Below are 21,195 nucleotides of genomic sequence, written 5' to 3' on the forward strand. Positions count from 1 at the left end.
CCGGCCGGGCATCCTCCGGCCCCGCCGGGTACAGTGCGGAGATCAGCAGACTTGTACCGTGAGGCCCCCGTGTTGACGCAGACCACCACAAGGGTCCTTGACCCCAGTGATCTCGACGCCGCGCTCGAAGTCCTCGGACGCGAGCCGGTCGAGAACGCCTTCGTCACCTCCCGGGTCCAGGTCGCCGGCCTCGACCCCTGGCGCCTGGGCGGCGAGATGTGGGGCTGGTACGCCGACGGAGAGCTCCGCTCCCTCTGCTACGCGGGCGCCAACCTGGTCCCGGTGTGCGCCGTACCCGACGCCGTGCGCGCCTTCGCCGACCGGGCCCGCCGCACCGGCCGCCGCTGCTCCTCCATCGTCGGCCCCGCCGAACCCACCCGGCTGCTGTGGAAGCTCCTGGAGCCCAGCTGGGGTCCGGCCCGCGAGGTCCGCTCCCACCAGCCGCTCATGATCATCGAGCACTCCTCCACGACGGTCGCCCCCGACCCCCGGGTCCGCCGGATCCGCAAGGACGAGATGGAGCTGATCATGCCCGCCTGCGTCGCCATGTTCACCGAGGAGGTCGGCATCTCCCCGATGGCCGGCGATGGCGGACTGCTCTACCAGGCCCGCGTCGCCGAGCTCGTCGGCACCGGCCGCTCCTTCGCCCGCGTCGAGGACGGCAAGGTCGTCTTCAAGGCGGAGATCGGCGCCGCCACCGCCAAGGCCTGCCAGATCCAGGGCGTGTGGGTGGCCCCCGAATTCCGCGGCCGCGGCCACTCCGAGGCCGGCATGGCCGCCGTCGTCGACTACGCGCTGCGCGACGTCGCACCCGTGGTCAGCCTGTACGTCAACGACTTCAACACCGCGGCGAGGGCCGCGTACCGGCGCGTCGGCTTCCGCGAGGTCGGCGCGTTCATGAGCGTGCTCTTCTGAACGCCCCGGCTCCGAACGGGGCCTGGCATACCGGCACGCCGGAACCGCGCAGTAAGGTCAGCCGCATGCTGCCTTCCGGACTCCGCATCGGCCCCCTCGACCTCGCCGCCCGCGTGGACGAGGCCCTGCGCGTGCAGGCCGTCGCCTTCGGCCTCAGCGAGGAGGAGGTCGGCATCCGGCGCTACATCGTCCAGCGCCACATGACCTGCCCGGGAGCCCGCGCGCTCGGCGCGTTCACCGAGGACGGCGCGCTCACCGGATTCGTCTACGGGATGCCGAACGACCGCCGCCACTGGTGGTCCGGAATCGTCGAGCCCTACTTGCGGGCCGGCGGCCACGAGGCCTGGCTCGACGGCTCCTTCGTCATCACCGAACTGCACGTCCACCCCGGCTTCCAGGGCCACGGCGTCGGCCGCGAGCTGATCACCCGCATCACCGACAGCGCCGAAGAGCCGCGCTCGATCCTCTCCGCCATCGACACCGAGAGCCCCGCCCGGGGCCTCTACCGGGCCCTCGGCTACCGGGACCTCGCCCGTCAGGTCCTCTTCCCGAGCGCGAGCCTCCCGTACGCCGTCATGGGCGCGGAACTGCCGCTGCGCAGGCCCTGAGCACGGGGAAAACGGGTTTCCGGGCCCCGCGCGCCCCCCGGTAGCCTCCGCACATGTCCACACACCACGGCACGCCCCCCGTGCAGCGCATGTCCCGTCTCATGGCCAAGACCCTCCGCGAGGACCCGGCCGACGCCGAGACCCTCAGCCACCGGCTGCTGGTCCGCGCCGGCTACGTCCGGCGCAGCTCGGCCGGCGTGTGGACCTGGCTGCCGCTCGGCAAGCGGGTGCTGGACAACGTCTCGCGCGTCGTCCGCGAGGAGATGGACGCGATCGGCGCCCAGGAGGTGCTGCTCCCCGCGCTGCTGCCCAAGGAGCCCTACGAGGTCAGCGGCCGCTGGTCGGAGTACGGGGACCTGCTGTTCCGCCTCCGGGACCGCAAGGGCGCCGACTACCTGCTCGGCCCCACCCACGAGGAGATCTTCACCCTGGTCGTCAAGGACCAGTGCACCTCGTACAAGGACCTGCCGGTCATGCTCTACCAGATCCAGACCAAGTACCGGGACGAGGCGCGGCCCCGCTCCGGCGTGCTGCGCGGCCGCGAGTTCCAGATGAAGGACTCGTACTCCTTCGACGTCTCCGACGAGGGCTTGGCGGAGTCCTACCGGCTGCACCGCGAGGCGTACGTCCGCATCTTCACCCGCCTCGGCCTGGACCACCGGATCGTGTCGGCGGTGTCCGGCGCGATGGGGGGCTCGGCGTCCGAGGAGTTCCTGGCCCCCGCGGCGGCGGGCGAGGACACCTTCGTGGACTGCCCGTCCTGCGACTACGCGGCGAACACGGAGGCCGTCACCTTCGCCCTGACCCCGGTCGCCGTGGAGCACCCCGCACCGGAGGACGTGGACACCCCCGACACCCCGACGATCGAGACCCTGGCGGCCCGGCTGGACGTGCCCGCCTCGGCGACGCTGAAGAACCTCCTGGTGAAGGTCGACGGCGAGATCGTGGCCGTCGGCGTGCCGGGTGACCGCGAGGTGGACCTCGGCAAGCTGGGCGAGCACTTGGCGCCGGCCGTCGTCGAGCTCGTGACGGCGGAGGACTTCGCCGACCGCCCCGACCTCGTACGCGGCTACGTCGGCCCACAGGGCCTGGACAAGGTCCGCTACCTCGCCGACCCGCGGGTGGCGCCGGGCACCTCGTGGGTCACCGGCGCCAACCGGGTCGACACCCACACCCGGAACGTGGTCTGCGGCCGCGACTTCGAGGTCGACCAGTACCTCGACGTGGTGGTCGTGGAACCGGGCGACCCCTGCCCGAACTGCGGGGCCGGGCTGCGGCTCGACCGGGCCATCGAGATCGGCCACATCTTCCAGCTCGGCCGCAAGTACGCGGACGCGTTCGGGCTCGACGTCCTGGGGCGGGAGGGCAAGCCGGTACGGGTCACCATGGGCTCGTACGGCATCGGAGTCTCCCGGGCGGTGGCGGCGCTGGCCGAGCAGTCGGCGGACGAGCGCGGGCTGTGCTGGCCGGCGGAGGTGGCCCCGGCCGATGTCCACGTGGTGGCCGCGGGCAAGGCGGCCCAGCAGGAACTGGCCGCCTCGGCCGCGGAGGCCCTGGCGGGGGCCGGCCTGCGGGTCCTCCTGGACGACCGCGCGGGGCTCTCGCCGGGGGTGAAGCTCACCGACGCGGAGCTGATCGGGGTCCCGTGGATCCTGGTGGCGGGCCGCCGGGCGGCGGAGTCGGTGGTCGAACTCCAGAACCGCCGCACGGGCACCCGGGAGGAACTCCCCCTCCAGGAGGCCCTGTCCCGCCTGACGTAGCCCCGGCGGGGCTGAGTTTCAGCCCGTCCGGCGTTCGAGGACCGGGGTCCGGGGCGGAGCCCCGGGGAACGGTGGAAGGGCGGGTAGGGGACCGGCCCCGCGCAGCGGCTACCCCGGCCGCGCGGACCCGTTCACGGTCCCGGTCCCGGACGGCGCGTCGTCCACGGCCCCGGCCGGCGGCGCCGGAGGCGGGTCCGGCACGGGCGGCAGTCCCGGGGGCACGGCGGTGTCCGTAGGGGCGAGCGGCGGGACCGGCGGCGCCGATTCCGGGGGCACCGGGACCGCCTCCGCAGGCGTCGCGCGTTCCAGGAAGCGGAGCAGCTCCACCGGGAACGGGAGCACCAGCGTGGAGTTCTTCTCCGCCGCCACCGCCACCACCGTCTGCAGCAGCCGCAACTGCAGCGCCGCCGGCTGGTCCGACATCACCGCCGCCGCCTCGGCGAGCTTGTGCGAGGCCTGGAGCTCCGCGTCCGCGTTGATCACGCGCGCCCGCCGCTCCCGGTCCGCCTCCGCCTGCCGTGCCATCGACCGCTTCATCGACTCCGGCAGGGACACGTCCTTGATCTCGACCCGGTCGATCTGCACGCCCCAGCCCACCGCCGGACTGTCGATCATCAGCTCCAGGCCCTGGTTCAGCATCTCCCGGTTGGAGAGCAGGTCGTCCAGGTCGGACTTGCCGATGATCGACCGCAGCGAGGTCTGCGCCATCTGCGAGACGGCGAAGCGGTAGTCCTCCACGGCCACGATCGCGCTGGCCGGGTCGACGACCTTGAAGTACACGACCGCGTCCACCCGCACCGTGACGTTGTCCCGCGTGATGCCCTCCTGCGCCGGCACCGGGAGGGTCACGATCTGCATGTTCACCTTCCGCATGCGATCGATCCCGGGAACGATCGCCGCGAAGCCGGGCGGCCGTATCCCGTCGCGCAGCCGGCCGAAGCGGAAGACCAAGCCCCGCTCGTACTGCTTCACCACGCGGGCCGCCGCGCCCATGTAGACCACGATGCCCACACCGGCGGCGATCGCCGCCGTCAGCAGCTGTTCGACCATGACGGCCCCCTGCTGTGCATACCGCAGAACGCATGTCGCCTGACGCATGTCAGATACCGGACATGCCTACCTATTCACGGTATGCCCTACAACCAGGCCGCGAACTCCAGCAGCTGCTCCGCGTCCCGGCGCCGCCCGGCGGCCAGCGCGCGGTTGCCCGATTCCACGGCGCGGAACAGGGTCCAGCCCCGCAGCCGCTCCCGGTCCACCTCCAGGGCGTCCGCCAGCCGCTGCACGCGCCGGCGGGCACCCGCCGCGCCCGTGGAGGAGGCCACCTGGTCCTCCAGCCGGTCCCGGGCCAGCCGCGCCAGGTCGTACGCCCGCTCGCCGATCAGCGGCTCGGGACCCACCGTCAGCCACGGCGCCCGGTCGCCCGCCAGGACCTTGCCCTGGCGGAAGTTGCCGTGCAGCAGCAGCTCCTCCGGGGGGACGGCGACGAGCTCCTCGCGCACCGCGAGCGCGGTGTCCGCCAGCGCCCGGACCTCCGGCGGAGCCGCCCGCAGCGCCTCGGACTGCCGCTTCGTGCGCGACGCCACCGACTCGAATCCGTGCCCGGCGGGAGGGGTGACCCACAGTCGGCGCAGCGTGCCGCCGGCCTCCAACAGCGCCTTCGCCTCGGGCAGCGACCGCAGCGAGACCTCCGCGTGCAGCCGCTCCAGCAGCAGCGCCCCGTCCTCCTCGTGGTACCGCGTGTCGAGCACCCGTACGGCCCCGAAGCCGCCCCAGTGCGCCAGCGCGGCCAGTTCCAGGTCGGGGCGGGCGTACGGGGGCGCCATCTTCAGTGCGGCCGGGGTCCCGTCGGAGTACCGGACGAGGACGACCAGACTGCTCCGGCCGCCCGGGGCCTGCACCCGCTGGGACTGCAGCCCGCGCCGGGACAGCGCGACCGCGGTGAGCCCGGGCAACTGCCCCAGCCACGTCGCGTCCCGCTCCGTCTGCGGCATCTCGCCGAGCGCCCTCACAAGCCGCTGCGGCGGTTCGAAAGCCATGCGTGCGTGGTCCCTTTCAGCTTTGCTTGGCTCGATCCGATCGTTCCGGGAGCCCAGGGAAGGCTACGCCGACACCGCGCCAGCGTGCCGCGCGCACGGCCGCGGCGCTCAGCGCGTCGGCCGCCTCGCGGCGCAGTTTGCCCTGCGAGGCACGCACCAGATCGGAGTAGGCGCCGGCCACGCGGTCCTCGATCTCGGCCGCCAGCCGCTCGGCGTCGGCGGGCGTGCGCACCTCGAAGGGCAGGGTGTACGCGGCCTCCGCCGCCCGCGGTGTGCCGCCCAGCTCCCGCACGGTACGGGCGAGCGAGTCGCGGCGCGCGAGGTGGCCGCCGTAGGCCTCCCGGGCCTGGGTCGCGCGGGCACCGGTGCTGCGCGCGCCGATGACGCCGTAGCCGTACGCCGCCGCGTGCTCGGCGGCGAGGGCGGCCTGGGCGGCCGGCAGGGGGTTCCCCTCGGGGGAGGGACCGTCGCTCACGACGCGGCTCCGGGGTTCGAGGTCAGCAGGTGGACGTGGACGGCTCCGCAGGCGGCCAGCGAGGCGAGCAGCCGCGCCAGCTCCCCGGGGGCTCCGGCGAGGTCGATGATGCGGGCCTCGGACAGCTTGCGCTCCGCGTCGGCGAGGGCGGTCAGGGCATCGGCGGGCTTCGGCGGCACCGGCTCGGCGCTGCCCGTGGGAGCGGCGGCGCCCACGGGGCCGGACGGGGAGGCGGGGCGGGGGGAACGGGAGCCCGCGGGGGCCGGGGCGAGGGCCGCCGCGTGCGCGGCGACGGCGGCGCGCAGCGGAGCGAGCTGCGCGTCGAGGGCGGGGTGGGCCGCGCGCGTGGCGTCGTAACGTTCCAGCAGTCGCTCGCTCTCACGAACGGCCGCTTCCCGCATCCGCCGTTCGAGTGGAATCCGTGCTTCCTCCTCGGGGGAGGGGCCGCCGGAGCACCCGGTGAGCAGCGCGGCGCCCGCCGCACCGGCGGCGCCGGCGAGCAGGCTCCTTCGCGAGGGCCTGAAAGGCAAGGTCCAGGGCACGGGGACGTCCTCGGGGGTGATGGGCGGGGCAGGGTGTGATCACGGTACCCGGGGCCCTGTCCACAGGGCGGACGGCAACACCCTCCGCGACCGGATACCCTTTGACCTGACGCACGACGGAAACCACAACAGCACACGCGGCCGAGGAGTCACCCGGATGAGCACCACCCAGAGCGACAGGCTGCGCGGACTGCTGGAGCCGCTCGTCGCCGCCAAGGGCCTGGACCTCGAGGAGATCGAGATGTCCAAGGCGGGCAAGCGCCGGATGCTGCGGATCATCGTGGACTCCGACGAGGGCGTGGAGCTGGACGCGTGCGCCGAGCTGAGCCGTGAGGTCTCCGACAAGCTCGACGAATCCGATGTGATGGGCGAGGACGAGTACGTCCTCGAAGTGAGCTCCCCGGGCGCGGACCGCCCGCTGACCGAGCACCGTCACTACGTACGGGCGATCGAACGCCTCGTGAAGTTCCAGCTCGTCGAGGGCGGGGAACTGATCGCCCGCATCCTCGACGTGGACGACGAGGGAATGGACCTCGAGGTCCCGGGCGTGAAGGGCCGCAAGGCGACCGCCCGCCGCATTGCTTTCACCGACATCGCCAAGGCGCGTGTCGAGATCGAGTTCAACCGCAAGGACAAGAAGGAAGAGGAGGCGTAGCCGTGGACATCGACATGAGTGCCCTGCGGGGTCTGGTCCGGGAGAAGGAGATCTCCTTCGACCTGCTCGTCGAGGCGATCGAGTCGGCCCTCCTCATCGCGTACCACCGGACCGAGGGGAGCTTCCGCCGCGCCCGCGTCGTGCTGGACCGCACCAACGGTCACGTGGTCGTGTGGGCGACGGAAGACCCGAGGGACCTCGAAGAGGGGCAGGAGCCGAAGGAGTTCGACGACACTCCGTCGGACTTCGGCCGGATCGCCGCGACGACCGCCAAGCAGGTGATCCTCCAGCGTCTGCGCGACGCAGAGGACGACCTGACCTTCGGCGAGTTCGCCGGCCGTGAGGGCGACGTCATCACCGGCGTCGTGCAGCAGGGCAAGGACCCCAAGAACGTCCTCGTCGACATCGGCAAGCTGGAGGCCATCCTGCCGGTGCAGGAGCAGGTGCCCGGCGAGGAGTACACGCACGGTCTGCGCCTGAAGGCGTACGTCGTGCGGGTGGCGAAGGGCGTCCGCGGTCCGTCCGTGACCCTCTCGCGCACCCACCCCAACCTGGTGAAGAAGCTCTTCTCGCTGGAGGTCCCGGAGATCGCCGACGGCAGCGTCGAGATCTCGGCGATCGCCCGCGAGGCCGGTCACCGCACCAAGATCGCCGTGCGCTCCACCCGCTCGGGCCTGAACCCGAAGGGCGCCTGCATCGGCCCGATGGGCAGCCGCGTGCGCAACGTGATGGCCGAGCTCCACGGCGAGAAGATCGACATCGTCGACTGGTCGGACGACCCGGCGGAGATGGTCGCGAACGCGCTGTCACCCGCCCGGGTGAGCAAGGTCGAGGTCGTCGACTGGGACTCCCGCTCCGCGCGGGTGACCGTTCCCGACTACCAGCTGTCGCTGGCCATCGGCAAGGAGGGCCAGAACGCCCGCCTCGCCGCGCGCCTCACCGGCTGGCGCATCGACATCCGCCCGGACACCGAGCCGGACCGTGACGCCGACCGCGACGCGGACCGGGACCGGGTCCGCGACGGGGAATAAACCGGTACCCGCCGGGGCTTCCCGGACGGTAGACAGGGAATAACACGACAACGTCCGTTCGATTTTTCGCCTGAAGGGGTGAGGTCGGTACGGGGAGGTAGACTTAGGCGTGTCTGGCCGGACGCAAGCCCGCGCATGCCCCGAACGCACCTGTGTGGGGTGTCGGGAGCGAGCGGCCAAGAGCGATCTGCTGCGCATCGTGGCGATCGGAGACGAATGCGTCCCCGATCAGCGCGGTACGCTGCCCGGCCGGGGTGCCTACGTGCACCCGGTCGTGGTCTGCCTCGACCAGGCGATCCGCCGCCGCGCGTTCCCCCGGGCCCTCAGGTCCACCGGGGCGCTCGACACGGCGGAGCTGCACAAAGCCATGGCCGGTGAGGCCGTGGTCACACCGTAAGAAGTAGTACGGCACGGAGCCCCGTGCGGTCAGGTACCTCGCGAGTTGGAAGTAGGTCGAGATTGCGATGAGCACTCGATGAGTACGCGATGAGTACGCCCATGAAGTAGCGACGGTCCGGCGTAACCCGGACCTAAAAGGAGCGAAGTGGCTAAGGTCCGGGTATACGAACTCGCCAAGGAGTTCGGAGTTGAGAGCAAGGTCGTCATGGCCAAGCTCCAGGAACTCGGTGAGTTCGTCCGTTCGGCGTCCTCGACGATCGAGGCGCCGGTTGTGCGCAAGTTGACCGACGCACTGCAGGGCCCCGGCGGCAACGCCGGCAAGTCCGCTGCGAAGCCGGGTGCGCCCCGCAAGGCTGCCCCCGCCAAGCCCGGGGCTCCGACTCCGGGTCCCGCCCGTCCCGCTGCGCCGAAGCCCGGCGCACCGGCCCCCAAGCCGGTCGCGGCGGAGGCTCCGGCCCCCGCGGCGCCCGCACCGGTGACCCCGGCCGCCCCCGGCCCGCGTCCCGGCCCGAAGGCTCCGGCCGCCCCGAAGCCCGCTCCGGCGGCTCCCGTGGCGACCGAGTTCTCCGCGCCTCCGGCGGCCCCGGCCGCCCCGGCGCGCACCGAGCGTCCCGCCGCGGCCCCCGGTCCCCGTCCGACGCAGCAGCGTCCGGCCGGCCCGGGCCAGTCCGGTGCCCGTCCCGGCGCCCCGCGCCCGGCCGGTGCCACTCCCGGTGCCCAGGCTCCCCGCCCCGCGGGCGGCGCCCAGGCTCCGCGCCCCGGTGGCGCCCGTCCGGCCGGTCCCCGTCCGGGCAACAACCCCTTCACCTCCGGCGGCTCCACCGGCATGGCGCGCCCGCAGGCGCCCCGTCCGGCCGGCGCCCCGCGTCCCGGTGCTCCCGGCGCCGGTGGCGGCCAGGGTGCTCCCCGCCCGCAGGGTGGTCCCGGCGGCGCTCCGCGTCCGCAGGGTCCCGGCGGCGCCCGTCCGACCCCGGGCGGCATGCCCCGTCCGCAGGGCGGCGCCCCGCGTCCCGGTGGTGCTCCCGGCGGTAACCGTCCGAACCCGGGCATGATGCCGCAGCGTCCCGCTGCCGGTGGTCCCGGTCCCCGTCCCGGTGGCGGCCCCGGTGGCCGTGGTCCCGGTGCCGGTGGCCCGCGTCCCGGTGGCGCCGGTCGTCCCGGTGGCGGCGGCTTCGCCGGCCGTCCGGCCGGTCCGGGCTCCCGTCCCGCGGGTGGCGGCTTCGGCGGCCCCCGTCCGGGTGGCGGCGGCTTCGGTGGCGGCCCGGCCGGTGCCGGTGGCGGCGGTCGTCCCGGCTTCGGTGGTCGTCCCGGTGGTCCCGGTGCCCGTGGTGGCACGCAGGGCGCCTTCGGCCGTCCCGGTGGTCCGGCCCGTCGTGGTCGCAAGTCCAAGCGCCAGCGTCGCCAGGAGTACGAGGCCATGCAGGCCCCGTCGGTCGGCGGCGTGATGCTGCCGCGCGGTGGCGGCGAGACCGTGCGCCTGTCGCGCGGTGCCTCCCTCACCGACTTCGCGGAGAAGATCAACGCCAACCCGGCGTCGCTCGTCGCCGTGATGATGAACCTCGGCGAGATGGTCACGGCCACGCAGTCCGTGTCCGACGAGACCCTCCAGCTCCTCGCGGACGAGATGAACTACGTCGTTCAGATCGTCAGCCCGGAGGAAGAGGACCGCGAGCTCCTCGAGGGCTTCGACATCGAGTTCGGCGAGGACGAGGGCGGCGAGGAATTCCTCGTGCCGCGTCCGCCGGTCGTCACCGTCATGGGTCACGTCGACCACGGTAAGACCCGCCTCCTCGACGCCATCCGCAAGACGAACGTCGTCGCGGGCGAGGCCGGTGGCATCACCCAGGGCATCGGCGCCTACCAGGTGGGCACCGAGGTCAACGGTGAAGACCGCAAGATCACCTTCATCGACACCCCGGGTCACGAGGCGTTCACCGCCATGCGTGCCCGTGGTGCGAAGTCGACCGACATCGCGATCCTCGTGGTCGCGGCCAACGACGGCGTCATGCCGCAGACGATCGAGGCGCTGAACCACGCCAAGGCCGCCGGCGTCCCGATCGTCGTCGCGGTCAACAAGATCGACGTCGAGGGTGCCGACCCGGTCAAGGTGCGCGGTCAGCTCACCGAGTTCGGTCTGGTCGCCGAGGAGTACGGCGGCGACACGATGTTCGTCGACATCTCCGCCAAGCAGGGTCTGCACATCGACTCCCTGCTGGAGGCCGTCGTCCTCACCGCCGACGCCTCGCTCGACCTGCGCGCCAACCCGGAGCAGGACGCTCAGGGTATTGCGATCGAGTCCCACCTCGACCGTGGCCGCGGTGCCGTCGCCACCGTCCTCGTCCAGCGCGGTACCCTCCGCGTCGGCGACACGATGGTCGTGGGCGACGCCTACGGCCGCGTGCGCGCCATGCTCGACGACAAGGGCAACAACATCGAGGAAGCGGGTCCCGCGACCCCCGTCCTGGTCCTGGGTCTCACCAACGTCCCCGGCGCCGGCGACAACTTCCTCGTCGTCGACGAGGACCGCACCGCCCGTCAGATCGCCGAGAAGCGTGCTGCGCGCGAGCGCAACGCCAACTTCGCCAAGCGCGTCCGCCGGGTGTCCCTGGAAGACCTCGACTCGGTCCTCAAGGCCGGTCTGGTCCAGGAACTCAACCTCATCATCAAGGGCGACTCGTCCGGTGCGGTCGAGGCCCTCGAGTCCTCGCTGCTCCAGCTCGACGTCGGCGAAGAGGTCGACATCCGCGTCCTGCACCGCGGTGTGGGTGCGGTCACCGAGTCGGACATCTCGCTGGCGATGGGCTCCGACGCCATCGTCATCGGCTACAACGTCCGCGCTGTCGGCCGTGCCGCGCAGATGGCGGACCGCGAAGGCGTCGACGTCCGCTACTACTCGGTGATCTACCAGGCCATCGAGGAGATCGAGGCGGCCCTGAAGGGTCTCCTCAAGCCCGAGTACGAAGAGGTCGAGCTCGGTACGGCGGAGGTCCGCGAGGTCTTCCGTTCGTCCAAGCTGGGCAACATCGCCGGTGTCCTCATCCGGTCCGGCGAGGTCAAGCGCAACACCAAGGCGCGGCTCCTGCGCGATGGCAAGGTCATCGCGGAGAACCTCACCATCTCCGGTCTGCGCCGCTTCAAGGACGACGTCACCGAGATTCGCGAAGGCTTCGAGGGCGGTATCAACCTCGGCAGCTACAACGACATCAAGATCGACGACGTCATCGCGACGTACGAGATGCGCGAGAAGCCCCGCGCGTAAGCGCCAGGCGGTTTGACACCGGGGCCGGTCGACGGAATATCCGTCGATCGGCCCCGGCCGTTGCGTGTACGGTTCTGGTGACCCTGCCGAGCGACGGCCGGCAGGCCACCGAACCCGCACCGGCGGGATATCCGGAACTGCATGTACGTGGGGACTCTGTCCTTCGATCTGCTCCTCGGCGACGTCCACTCGCTCAAGGAGAAACGCTCCGTGGTCCGGCCCATCGTGGCCGAGCTCCAACGAAAGTTCTCCGTGAGCGCGGCCGAAGTGGGCGATCAGGACCTGCACCGCAGGGCCCGTATAGGGGTCGCTCTGGTGAGTGGGGACGCGGGGTTCCTCTCGGACGTACTGGACCGCTGCGAGCGGCTGGTCGCGGCGCGTCCGGAAGTGGAGCTGCTGTCCGTACGACGGCGCCTCCACGGTGATGAAGACTGATAGCAAGACATAAGAAGGAGACGGACCAGTGGCCGACAATGCGCGGGCGAAGAAGCTGGCGGACCTCATCCGGGAGGTGGTGGCCGAGAAGCTGCAGCGCGGCGTCAAGGACCCCCGCCTCGGCACGCACGTGACCATCACGGACACCCGCGTCACCGGCGATCTGCGGGAGGCCACGGTCTTCTACACGGTCTACGGCGACGACGAGGACCGGGCCAGCGCGGCAGCGGGCCTGGAGAGCGCCAAGGGCGTACTGCGCTCCGCGGTCGGTCGGGCGGCGGGCACCAAGTTCACGCCCACCCTGACCTTCGTGGCGGACGCCCTCCCGGAGACCGCCAAGACCATCGAGGACCTCCTCGACAAGGCGCGCGCCTCCGACGCCCAGGTGCGCGAGGTCTCCTCCGGCGCCCAGTACGCCGGCGACGCCGATCCGTACAAGAAGCCGGGCGACGACGAGGACGCAGCCGCCGAATGAGCAACGCAGGAAAGACGCCGGACGGCCTTGTCATCGTCGACAAGCCGTCCGGCTTCACTTCGCACGACGTGGTCGCCAAGATGCGCGGGATGGCCAAGACCCGCCGCGTCGGCCACGCAGGCACGCTGGACCCGATGGCGACGGGCGTCCTCGTCCTCGGTGTCGAGAAGGCCACCAAGCTCCTCGGCCACCTCGCGCTCACCGAGAAGGAGTACCTCGGGACGATCCGTCTGGGCCAGTACACCCTGACGGACGACGCCGAGGGCGAGATCACCTCCTCCGCGGACGCCTCCGGGGTCACCCGGGAGGGCGTGGACGCGGGCATCGCCAAGCTCACCGGCGAGATCATGCAGGTCCCGTCCAAGGTCAGCGCCATCAAGATCAAGGGCGTGCGGTCCTACAAGCGCGCCCGCGACGGCGAGGAATTCGAGATCCCGGCCCGACCGGTCACGATCTCCTCCTTCCAGGTGTACGACATGCGCGAGGCCGAGGCCGAGGACGGTACCAAGGTCGTCGACCTCGTCGTCTCCGTCGTCTGCTCCAGCGGTACGTACATCCGCGCCCTGGCCCGGGACCTCGGCGCCGACCTCGGCGTCGGCGGCCACCTGACCGCGCTGCGGCGCACCCGCGTCGGCCCGTACAAGCTCGACCGGGCGCGGACGCTGGACCAGCTCCAGGAGGAGCTGACCGTCATGCCGATCGGCGAGGCGGCCGCCGCGGCCTTCCCGCGCTGGGACCTGGACGCACGGCGGGCCTCGCTGCTCGCCAACGGCGTGCGGATCGAGATGCCGGACGCCTACGCCGCCGGCCAGACGGTCGCGGTCTTCGGACCGGAGGGAACGCTCCTCGGGCTCGTCGAGAGCAAGGGCGGCAAGGCCAAGTCCCTCGCGGTCTTCGTCTGACGTGGAGCGGTGAGCGCCGATCATCCGACGCTCACCGCTCCACGACCCCCCTCGGGTAGGTCTCTATCCACCCGGACCCCGCTATTCACCCGTCCGAGCAGGCGCTCGGAGTGAATGGAGGGAGCGTAAGGGGGCGCTTTCGCCTCGCGTGCTTTTCGTGCTGATCTTCACCTGCCTACCGTTCCTGACAACGGGCAGTTGCGGGGGAGTGGTGCGGCCATGGCGGAGCTCGTCACAATCTGCGATCCGGCCGGGCAGCCGCGCGGCAGCGGTTTCGTCGCCGACGACCGCGGCACGGTGGTCACCAGTCACGAGGCCGTCCACGGGCTGACCAGGGTGCTCCTGCACGGACCGGCCGGGCGGAGCTGCCTGGCCGACGTCACGGCCTTGGCGGGGGCCGAGGTCGCGCTCGTACGGGCGGACGGGCTCGGGGTACGGCCCCTGCCGGTGACGATGCGTGACGCGATCCCCCAGGGCACCTACGTACGGGTGCCCGCGCGGGGCTGGCGCCAGGCACGGGTGCTGGGGGCGGATGCCCTGAGCGTGGACCTGGCGATCGGCACCGACGGACGGGACGCCCTGCGCATGGGCGGGGAGGCCTGCGGAGGCCCGGTCGTCGACGCGGAGACCGGAGCGGTGCTGGCGGTCCTGTCGGGCGGCGGCGCGGTGCCGCTGCGCGCGGCGGCCGCGGCCGACCCCACCCTGGCCGAGCTGCTGGACCGCAACGCGGCGACGGTACCGGCGTACGGCGCGGACCTGAACCTGGCCGGAGCCCTGGAACTGACGGGCACCACCCTGGGCTGCGTCCTGGGCGACCTCGATCCCGTCCCGGTGGATCGGCCGGCCGTCGCAGCGGACCTGGACGCCTTCACGACGGCCGACGCACCGGTCCTGGCCCTGATCGGACACCCGGGCACGGGCCGCACCACGGCCCTGGCCGCCCTCGCGGCGCGCCGCTCCCGAGGCCCCCACCCGTCCCCGACCCTCTGGCTCCGCGGCGCGGACCTCCACGCCCAGGACCCCGACCTGTCCACCGCCGTCATCCGTGCGCTGGAAGCCGCGGCCCGCATCATCGCGACGCCCGGTTCCGACGGGGACGGGTGTGCGGTGGGGCGCCCCCGCACGGCGTCGAACGCAACCCCCTCGTACATGTCCGCTGCCGCCGCGGGTTCGACGCCGGAGGAGGTGCCCCGGCGCGCGCCCGTCCCCGTCGGAACCCCGGAGGCGGCCTGGGCGGCGGAGCCGCTGGGCCCAGGCGGAGCTGCGGGTCCGGCCCGAGCGTCGCAGTTGCCGGGCGCCGGCGGAAGCCCGGACGCGGCCTGCGCGCCGCCGCTCGCCGGCCCTGGCGGAGCTCCGGCCCCCGCCCGGGTGGCGCGGGCGAGCGGGATCGCCGAGGACGTGGCCCGCGTCGCCGCGGCCGCCGGGCGCGGGCTGCTCGTCGTGCTCGACGCGCCCGAGGAGATGCCGCCCGAGCTCGCGCACCGCCTCGCCCCCTGGACCGGGGCCACCGCCGCCTGGCTCCGGGGCACCGGCACCCGCCTCGTGGTCGCGGCGCGGCCCGAGTACTGGGAGCGGGCCGGCGCGCTCTACCCGCCCGAGGCACTGCACACCCCCACCCGCCCGGCCCGCCGCCTGCCGGCCGCGCTCCCGCTCGGCGACCTCACCCCCGCCGAGGCCGAGGCCGCGCGGGCCCGTCTCGGCCTCCCGGCCGAAGCGGTCCGGGAGGCCGATGCCCGCCACCCGCTCACCCTGCGCCTCCTCGCCGGCGTCCGCGCCGCCGAGGTGACCGCCGGGCGGCCCGGCCGCGACGAGGTCTTCGCCGCCCACCTGGACCTGGTGGCCCTGCGGGCGGCCGTCCGGATCGCCGCCGCGGCCGGCGGGTCGCCCGGACCCGGCGGCGGAGTCCACGGCCCCGGGGTCAGGCGGCTCGCGGCCCGCGTGGCCGGCCGGGTCCACGAGGCCGCCCGCCGCTGCCTGGGGCCCGGGCAGGGGCAGCTGGACCGGGCCTCGTTCGAGGAGCTGTTCCCGTGGCGCACCGGCTGGGCCTCCGCCGTGCTCACCGAGGGGCTCCTGGTGCCCGCCGGGCCCGGCTACCGCTTCGCCCACGAGGAGCTGTCGGACTGGCTCCAGGGCTGCCACCTGGACGTCCCGGCGGCCGTCCGCTCGCTCGTCCACGCCCCCTCCGCATCCGGCCCGCCCGTACCCCGGCACCGCATCGGCCCCGTCCTGGAGGCCCTGCGCAGGCTCCCCCCGGACCGACTCCGCACCGAGCTCACCCGCCTGGTCCAAGCCCTGAACACCTTCGCGGAGACCTCACCGAACGAACCCGACCCCGCCTGGTGGGCGGCCCGGCTGCTCCGGGAGGCCCTCCTGACCGCCGCCGACGCCCACCCGCACCTCCCGGTCCTGCACGCCCTCGCCGAGCACGTGGCCCGCACCGGGCCCGGCGAGTTCGGCGGGTGGTTCTGGAACCGGCTGCGGCTGCCCGAGCCCGAGCGGCTCGACCTGCTGCGCCGCCTGCTGCCCGCCGACCCCGCCGAGGCGGTCCCCGGCGACCGCTACCTCGACGCCGCCGCCCGCCGCCTCGCCCGCGACCCCCAGACCGTGCAGCCGCTGCTCTGCGCCTGGTTCGGCGACGCCCGCCGCCTGCGAGGCCGCCCCGGCGCCACCGTCGCCGGCGCGGCGCAGGCCCTGCTGCACACCCACCGCCGGCTCGCCCTCGACGACCTGACCGAGCGGCTCGTCGCCGCCGCGCACCCCCGCGCCGACGAACTCCTCGCCGTGCTCGCCGAGGAGGAGCCCTCCGCCATGTGCCGGGCCGTGGACCGCTGGGCCCACGACGAACGGCCCGGGCGCCGGGTCGCGGCCGCCGCGTACGGGCTCGCCACCGCCCCCCACGTCCGCACCCCCGCCGACCGCGAGCTGCTGCGCCACGCCGCCCAGGCGCTGCTCGCCCGCCCCGCCGACGCCGCCCTGCACGGCAGCGCGCTGGCCACCCTGCTCCGCGACCCGCAGACCCGCGGCCGCTACCTGCCCGAGGCCCTCGCCTGCTTCCGCGACCCGGAGCACGGCACCCGGCTGCCCGCCTCCGCGCTGGTCGCGGCCCTGCCCGTGCTGCCCGACCCGGACGCGGTGTTCGCCGCCCTGCGGGCCCGCGCCGACGGGGAGGTGGTGCGGGCCCTGGCCGCGCTGACCACGCCGGGGCTGGCCCGCCGCGCCGCCGAGCTCGTACGGGAGCACCTGGCGCGCCGACCCGAGGACGCGCCGCACGCCGCCGCCTTCGTGGGCCTGCGCCTGGAGCAGGGACCGGCCGCCGGCCCCGTGGTACGCCCGCTGGTGCTGGACCTGCTGCGCGGCTCGCCGGCCGGGGTGCGGTGCGAGCTGGCCGCCGTACTGGCCGCGCCGGGCGGGGAGGAGCCCGCGTACGCGCTGCGGCGCGAGTTGGCCGACGTACTGCTGCGCGAGGAGACCGACCCGCTGGTGCTCGACGCCTTCCTCGGTTCCCTCGCGGCCGGGGCCGCCGTCCGCCCGGAGGACCGTACGCGGGAGCTGCTGCGCCGTACCGGGCGGCAGTTGCTGCGGGCCCCCGGAGGGGCGGCGGTCTTCGAACGGCGGACGGTGGAGCTGGCCCGGACCGCACCGGCGTTCGGGGCGCTCGTCGCCCGCTGGCTGGCCCAGGCGGGCGCGGAGGCGGCGGCCTTGCTGGGGCCGAGCGCGCGGCGGACGGTGGAGACCCTCAGCCGGGCCGCGCACGATGTGACGTGACGATCTGACACGGCAGTTGTCGCGCTCGGACGCCGATGCTCGGCACCGGGCGGCGGCATGGCAGTCTTAGACCTGCAATCGGCATTCAAATACAAGGCCTAAACGGGTTCGGGCGAGGAGCGGTCACAGTGCAGCGCTGGCGTGGCTTGGAGGAGATCCCCCAGGACTGGGGACGCAGCGTCGTCACCATCGGCTCCTACGACGGCGTGCACCGAGGGCATCAGCTGATCATCGGACGGGCCGTGGCGGCGGCGCGCGAGCTTGGCGTCCCGTCGGTCGTGGTCACCTTCGACCCGCACCCGAGCGAGGTCGTCCGCCCCGGCAGCCACCCGCCGATCCTGGCCCCGTACGACCGGCGCGCCGAACTGATGGCCGGGCTGGGCGTCGACGCGCTGCTGATCCTGCCGTTCACGGCGGAGTTCTCGCAGCTGTCCCCGGCCGACTTCATCGTGAAGGTGCTCGTCGACAAGCTGCACGCCCGGGCCGTCATCGAGGGACCGAACTTCCGCTTCGGCCACCGGGCCGCCGGGAACGTCGACTTCCTGCGCGAGCTGGGTTCCACCTACGACTACACGGTCGAGGTCGTGGACCTGGTCGAGCGGGGCGAGGCGGGCGGCGGCGTGCCGTTCTCCTCGACGCTCGCGCGCAGGCTCGTCGCCGAGGGCGACATGGACGGCGCGGCCGAGATCCTGGGCCGTCCGCACCGGGTCGAGGGCGTGGTGGTGCGCGGTGCGCAGCGCGGTCGCGAGCTCGGATACCCGACGGCGAACGTCGAGACGGCCCCGCACACCGCGATCCCGGCGGACGGGGTGTACGCGGGCTGGCTGACGGCGGCCGGCGAGCGGATGCCCGCGGCGATCTCGGTGGGGACGAACGTGCAGTTCGACGCGACCGAGCGGACCGTGGAGGCGTACGCGATCGACCGGATCGGCCTGGACCTCTACGGGATGCACGTGGCGGTGGACTTCCTGGCGTACGTGCGCGGGATGGCGAAGTTCGAGTCGCTCGACGGGCTGCTGGAGGCGATCGCGGACGACGTGAAGCGGGCGCGGGTGCTGACGGACGCGTACGACCTGTCGCGCTGACGCGAACGACCGAGGGCCCGTACCGGTGGTGGTACGGGCCCTCGGTCGTTCTCAGCCGAGGCGCGGGTCGCGCGGGGGCTGTTGCTGCTGGGGGTTCTGCGGCGGGTGCGGCTGCTGGGGCGCCGGGGGCTGCTGCCAGGGCTGGCCGGGCTGCGGGTACGGCTGGCCGTAGGGCTGCTGCGGCTGCTGCGGCTGCGGGGCCTGGGGCGGCTGCTGCCCGTACTGCGGCTGGCCCTGGGGCTGGCCGTACGGGGGCTGCTGGTGCGGCTGGGGCTGTTGGGGCTGCTGGGCACCCCAGTGGCCGTGGGCCGTCTGCTGCTGGGCCCGTACGAAGTCCTCCGCCACGAGCGCGGAGAGGTTGAAGTACGCCTCGCGCGTCTTGGGTCGCATCATGTCGAGGTCGACCTCGGCACCGGCCGCGAGGTGCTCGTCGAACGGCACCACGACGACGCCGCGGCAGCGGGTCTCGAAGTGCTGGACGATGTCCTCGATCTTGATCATCTTGGCCGTCTCGCGGACCCCCGAGATGACGGTGATGGAGCGCGAGACGAGATCGGCGTAACCGTGGGCGGAGAGCCAGTCGAGGGTGGTGCTGGCGCTGCTCGCGCCGTCCACCGACGGGGTCGAGATGATGATCAGCTGATCGGCCAGGTCCAGGACCCCGCGCATGGCGGAGTAGAGGAGCCCGGTCCCCGAGTCGGTGAGGATGATCGGGTACTGGCGGCCGAGCGTCTCGATGACGCGGCGGTAGTCCTCGTCGTTGAAGGTCGTCGAGACGGCCGGGTCGACGTCGTTGGCGATGATCTCCAGACCGGAGGGCGCCTGAGAGGTGAACCGGCGGATGTCCATGTACGAGTTCAGGTACGGGATCGCCTGGACCAGGTCGCGGATCGTGGCGCCGGTCTCGCGGCGGACGCGGCGCCCGAGGGTGCCGGCGTCGGGGTTCGCGTCGATGGCCAGGATCTTGTCCTGGCGCTCGGTGGCGAGGGTGGCACCGAGGGCGGTGGTGGTCGTGGTCTTGCCGACGCCGCCCTTCAGGCTGATGACGGCGATGCGGTAGCAGGACATCACCGGGGTGCGGATCAGCTCCAGCTTGCGCCGACGCTCGGCTTCGGCCGCCTTGCCGCCGAAGCGGAAACGGCCCCCGGCGGCGGCGTTGTTGTTGCTCTTCGGCTTCTGCTTGTTGCGCAGCAGGCGGTCCGACGACAGCTCGACGGCGGCGGTGTAGCCGAGCGGCGCCCCGCCGGTGGACTGGCCGGAGGAGTAACGGGGGTCCTGGGGCTGCGGCGGCAACTGGTGTTGCGGCGCGGGCCACTGACCGCCGGAGCGGGGGTCGTACTGCGGTGTCGGCTGCGGAGCGGGGGCCTGCGGCTGCTGCTGTTGGGGTTGCTGGGGCGGCTGGTGCTGCGGCGGGGCGAAGGAATAGCCGCCGTCCTCGGCCCCGAAGGCGGGTGGCTGCGGAGACGGTTCACCGCCCGGGCCGTCCCCGGGAGCGGCCGACAGTACGGGAACCCCGTCGGCCGGGGTGTCGTGGGGCCGGCCGAGCGCTTCGGCGGGCGCGGTGGGCGCGTCGGGAGAGGCCGTGAAGCCGCCCGCCGGCGGCAGGGCCGGTGCCGGGGCCGGGAACGGCGGGAGCGTCTCGGCCGGAGCCGTGGGAGCGTCGGGCGAGGGCGCACCGCCGACGGGGGCCGCCGGAAGGCCCGGTGCCGGGACGGGGAACGGCGGGAGCGGCTCGGCCGGGGGAGCGAACGGCGCGACACCGGCCTCGCCCGCCGGAGGCAGCGCCAGGGCGGCGGGGGCGGGCGCGTCCCCGACGGGGCCGGACGACGGGGCGGCGTCGAGCACGGGCGTACCGCCGACGGGCGTCGACGACGGTGCCGGCACGGGGAAGGCCGGGGCCGAGTCCGGCCCGGGTGCGTCGGCGACCGGGGCCGGCAGGGGCGCCGGGTACGCCGGGACCGCGTCGAGCGCGGGCGCGCCGCCGACGGGCGCCGACGGGAACACCGGCGCCGGGTACGGCGGGGCCGCATCGGGTACGGGCGTACCGCCGAGGGGAGTCGAGGGAGCCGCCGGATACGGCTGGGCCGCGTCCGGCCCGGGCACGCCGGAGGCCGGGGTGGACGGCGCCGCCGGGTAGGGCGGGGCCGCGTCCGACCCGGGAGCGCCGGCGACGGGGTTCGAGGGGAACGCCGGTGCCGGGTACGGCGGCGTGGAGTCGGGGGTGCCGCCGGTCGGGTTCGACGGGTACGGCGGCGCGGAGTCGGGCATGCCGCCCGTGGGGTTCGACGGGAACGCGGGAGCCGCGTCGGGCGTGCCGCCGGTCGGGTTCGAGGGGAAGGCCGGGGCCGGGTAAGGCGGGAGGCTCTCCGCCGGGGCGGTCGGGGCCTCCGGCGCCGGAGGCATGCCGACGGACGGGGCCGACGGCCCGGCCGTCCCGTCCGGCGCGCGCCGCTGGGCCGGCGGGCCCACGCGCATGGTCCGGGGCGAGTCGAGCTCCGACGGCCGGTGGGGCTCGAAACCGCTGCCCTCGGGCAGCCCCGGCACCGCGGCCGGGCTCGCGCCCTGCGTGTACCAGGCGGGCGGGGTGTAGTCGATGGTGAACTCGCCCGTCATCTCGGGCTCCGCGTCGGACTGATCGTCCGTCGGGACGTCCCACGTCCCGCCGCGCCTCTCGTTCCGATCGCCGCTCACTGGTCCTCCTGGTCTGTCGAACTGGTCCGGCGCCCACCTCGACGCGCGCCCGCGCCCAGCCTAATCGCGGCCCGCCGCCCGTGTCCGCCCCCGTCCGCCCCGCCCCGCGCGCTCGTGCGCGGGGCACGGGGCCACCCTCCCCGGTCGGCCGACGACCAA

17 protein-coding genes are annotated in these 21,195 nt (G+C 73.9%); 12 read left to right on the plus strand and 5 right to left on the minus strand.

What is annotated here, in order from left to right:
* Nucleotides 1-72 precede the first annotated feature (72 nt).
* From ACFYYJ_RS25005 to ACFYYJ_RS25015, 3 genes are all read left to right on the plus strand, one after another.
* Nucleotides 73-915 (plus strand): GNAT family N-acetyltransferase, encoded by an 843-nt coding sequence (locus ACFYYJ_RS25005; protein WP_389135602.1) that lies wholly within the window; start codon nt 73-75, stop codon nt 913-915.
* Between the two features lie 65 nt (nt 916-980).
* Entirely contained in the window at nt 981-1,523 is a 543-nt protein-coding gene (locus ACFYYJ_RS25010) for a GNAT family N-acetyltransferase (RefSeq protein ID WP_385124300.1), read from the plus strand.
* 53 nt (nt 1,524-1,576) lie between these two features.
* Complete coding sequence (locus ACFYYJ_RS25015; protein WP_389135562.1) at nt 1,577-3,283, plus strand: proline--tRNA ligase; 1,707 nt, start codon at nt 1,577-1,579, stop codon at nt 3,281-3,283.
* A gap of 108 nt (nt 3,284-3,391) precedes the next feature.
* Here the strand turns inward: ACFYYJ_RS25015 and ACFYYJ_RS25020 are convergent, their stop codons facing one another.
* From ACFYYJ_RS25020 to ACFYYJ_RS25035, 4 genes are all read right to left on the minus strand, one after another.
* The gene (locus ACFYYJ_RS25020) at nt 3,392-4,333 is read right to left on the minus strand and encodes a slipin family protein (protein ID WP_389135564.1); all 942 of its coding nucleotides are present in this window, start codon (nt 4,331-4,333) and stop codon (nt 3,392-3,394) included.
* Between the two features lie 86 nt (nt 4,334-4,419).
* Nucleotides 4,420-5,322, minus strand: a complete 903-nt coding sequence (locus ACFYYJ_RS25025; RefSeq protein WP_389135566.1) for an aminoglycoside phosphotransferase family protein — start codon at nt 5,320-5,322, stop codon at nt 4,420-4,422.
* 16 nt (nt 5,323-5,338) lie between these two features.
* Nucleotides 5,339-5,797: a ferritin-like domain-containing protein gene (locus ACFYYJ_RS25030; protein ID WP_385124289.1), complete on the minus strand. Its 459-nt coding sequence runs from the start codon at nt 5,795-5,797 to the stop codon at nt 5,339-5,341.
* A complete protein-coding gene (locus ACFYYJ_RS25035; RefSeq protein WP_385124286.1) occupies nt 5,794-6,339 on the minus strand; it encodes a hypothetical protein in 546 nt (181 codons plus the stop codon). The genes ACFYYJ_RS25030 and ACFYYJ_RS25035 overlap by 4 nt, the downstream gene beginning before the upstream one ends.
* Nucleotides 6,340-6,496: 157 nt before the next feature.
* Here ACFYYJ_RS25035 and rimP point away from each other — a divergent pair, with 157 nt between their 5' ends.
* From rimP to ACFYYJ_RS25080, 9 genes are all read left to right on the plus strand, one after another.
* The gene (gene rimP, locus ACFYYJ_RS25040) at nt 6,497-6,994 is read left to right on the plus strand and encodes a ribosome maturation factor RimP (protein WP_385124283.1); all 498 of its coding nucleotides are present in this window, start codon (nt 6,497-6,499) and stop codon (nt 6,992-6,994) included.
* 2 nt (nt 6,995-6,996) lie between these two features.
* Nucleotides 6,997-8,025 (plus strand): transcription termination factor NusA, encoded by a 1,029-nt coding sequence (gene nusA / locus ACFYYJ_RS25045; RefSeq protein ID WP_385124280.1) that lies wholly within the window; start codon nt 6,997-6,999, stop codon nt 8,023-8,025.
* A gap of 109 nt (nt 8,026-8,134) precedes the next feature.
* Entirely contained in the window at nt 8,135-8,422 is a 288-nt protein-coding gene (locus ACFYYJ_RS25050) for a YlxR family protein (protein ID WP_389135570.1), read from the plus strand.
* Nucleotides 8,423-8,569: 147 nt separating this feature from the next.
* Nucleotides 8,570-11,683 (plus strand): translation initiation factor IF-2, encoded by a 3,114-nt coding sequence (gene infB / locus ACFYYJ_RS25055; protein WP_385124274.1) that lies wholly within the window; start codon nt 8,570-8,572, stop codon nt 11,681-11,683.
* 141 nt (nt 11,684-11,824) lie between these two features.
* Nucleotides 11,825-12,118, plus strand: a complete 294-nt coding sequence (locus ACFYYJ_RS25060) for a DUF503 domain-containing protein (RefSeq protein ID WP_030651158.1) — start codon at nt 11,825-11,827, stop codon at nt 12,116-12,118.
* 28 nt (nt 12,119-12,146) lie between these two features.
* Nucleotides 12,147-12,593 (plus strand): 30S ribosome-binding factor RbfA, encoded by a 447-nt coding sequence (gene rbfA, locus ACFYYJ_RS25065; protein WP_384748910.1) that lies wholly within the window; start codon nt 12,147-12,149, stop codon nt 12,591-12,593.
* Nucleotides 12,590-13,495 (plus strand): tRNA pseudouridine(55) synthase TruB, encoded by a 906-nt coding sequence (gene truB / locus ACFYYJ_RS25070; RefSeq protein ID WP_385124269.1) that lies wholly within the window; start codon nt 12,590-12,592, stop codon nt 13,493-13,495. Before rbfA ends, truB begins: the two co-directional genes overlap by 4 nt.
* A gap of 219 nt (nt 13,496-13,714) precedes the next feature.
* Nucleotides 13,715-17,260 (plus strand): serine protease, encoded by a 3,546-nt coding sequence (locus tag ACFYYJ_RS25075; RefSeq protein ID WP_389135575.1) that lies wholly within the window; start codon nt 13,715-13,717, stop codon nt 17,258-17,260.
* A 128-nt stretch (nt 17,261-17,388) separates the two neighbouring features.
* Complete coding sequence (locus ACFYYJ_RS25080) at nt 17,389-18,345, plus strand: bifunctional riboflavin kinase/FAD synthetase (protein ID WP_385124263.1); 957 nt, start codon at nt 17,389-17,391, stop codon at nt 18,343-18,345.
* A 51-nt stretch (nt 18,346-18,396) separates the two neighbouring features.
* Here ACFYYJ_RS25080 and ACFYYJ_RS25085 read toward each other — a convergent pair whose 3' ends face one another.
* Nucleotides 18,397-21,036 carry an SCO5717 family growth-regulating ATPase gene (locus tag ACFYYJ_RS25085; RefSeq protein WP_389135578.1) on the minus strand — a complete coding sequence of 880 codons (2,640 nt, stop codon included), beginning with the start codon at nt 21,034-21,036 and terminating at the stop codon, nt 18,397-18,399.
* Between the last annotated feature and the right edge of the window lie 159 nt (nt 21,037-21,195).

The organism is Streptomyces sp. NPDC002467 (assembly GCF_042889825.1).
In the GTDB taxonomy this organism is placed as follows: domain Bacteria; phylum Actinomycetota; class Actinomycetes; order Streptomycetales; family Streptomycetaceae; genus Streptomyces.

What these genes read in the sequence shown, in the direction of transcription:
- truB (WP_385124269.1), top strand. Translation starts at nt 12,590, where the DNA reads ATGAGCAACGCAGGAAAGACGCCGGACGGCCTTGTCATCGTCGACAAG.
- ACFYYJ_RS25060 (WP_030651158.1), top strand. Translation starts at nt 11,825, where the DNA reads ATGTACGTGGGGACTCTGTCCTTCGATCTGCTCCTCGGCGACGTCCAC.
- ACFYYJ_RS25075 (WP_389135575.1), top strand. Translation starts at nt 13,715, where the DNA reads ATGGCGGAGCTCGTCACAATCTGCGATCCGGCCGGGCAGCCGCGCGGC.
- ACFYYJ_RS25015 (WP_389135562.1), top strand. Translation starts at nt 1,577, where the DNA reads ATGTCCACACACCACGGCACGCCCCCCGTGCAGCGCATGTCCCGTCTC.
- ACFYYJ_RS25010 (WP_385124300.1), top strand. Translation starts at nt 981, where the DNA reads ATGCTGCCTTCCGGACTCCGCATCGGCCCCCTCGACCTCGCCGCCCGC.
- ACFYYJ_RS25020 (WP_389135564.1), bottom strand. Translation starts at nt 4,333, where the DNA reads ATGGTCGAACAGCTGCTGACGGCGGCGATCGCCGCCGGTGTGGGCATC.
- ACFYYJ_RS25025 (WP_389135566.1), bottom strand. Translation starts at nt 5,322, where the DNA reads ATGGCTTTCGAACCGCCGCAGCGGCTTGTGAGGGCGCTCGGCGAGATG.
- rimP (WP_385124283.1), top strand. Translation starts at nt 6,497, where the DNA reads ATGAGCACCACCCAGAGCGACAGGCTGCGCGGACTGCTGGAGCCGCTC.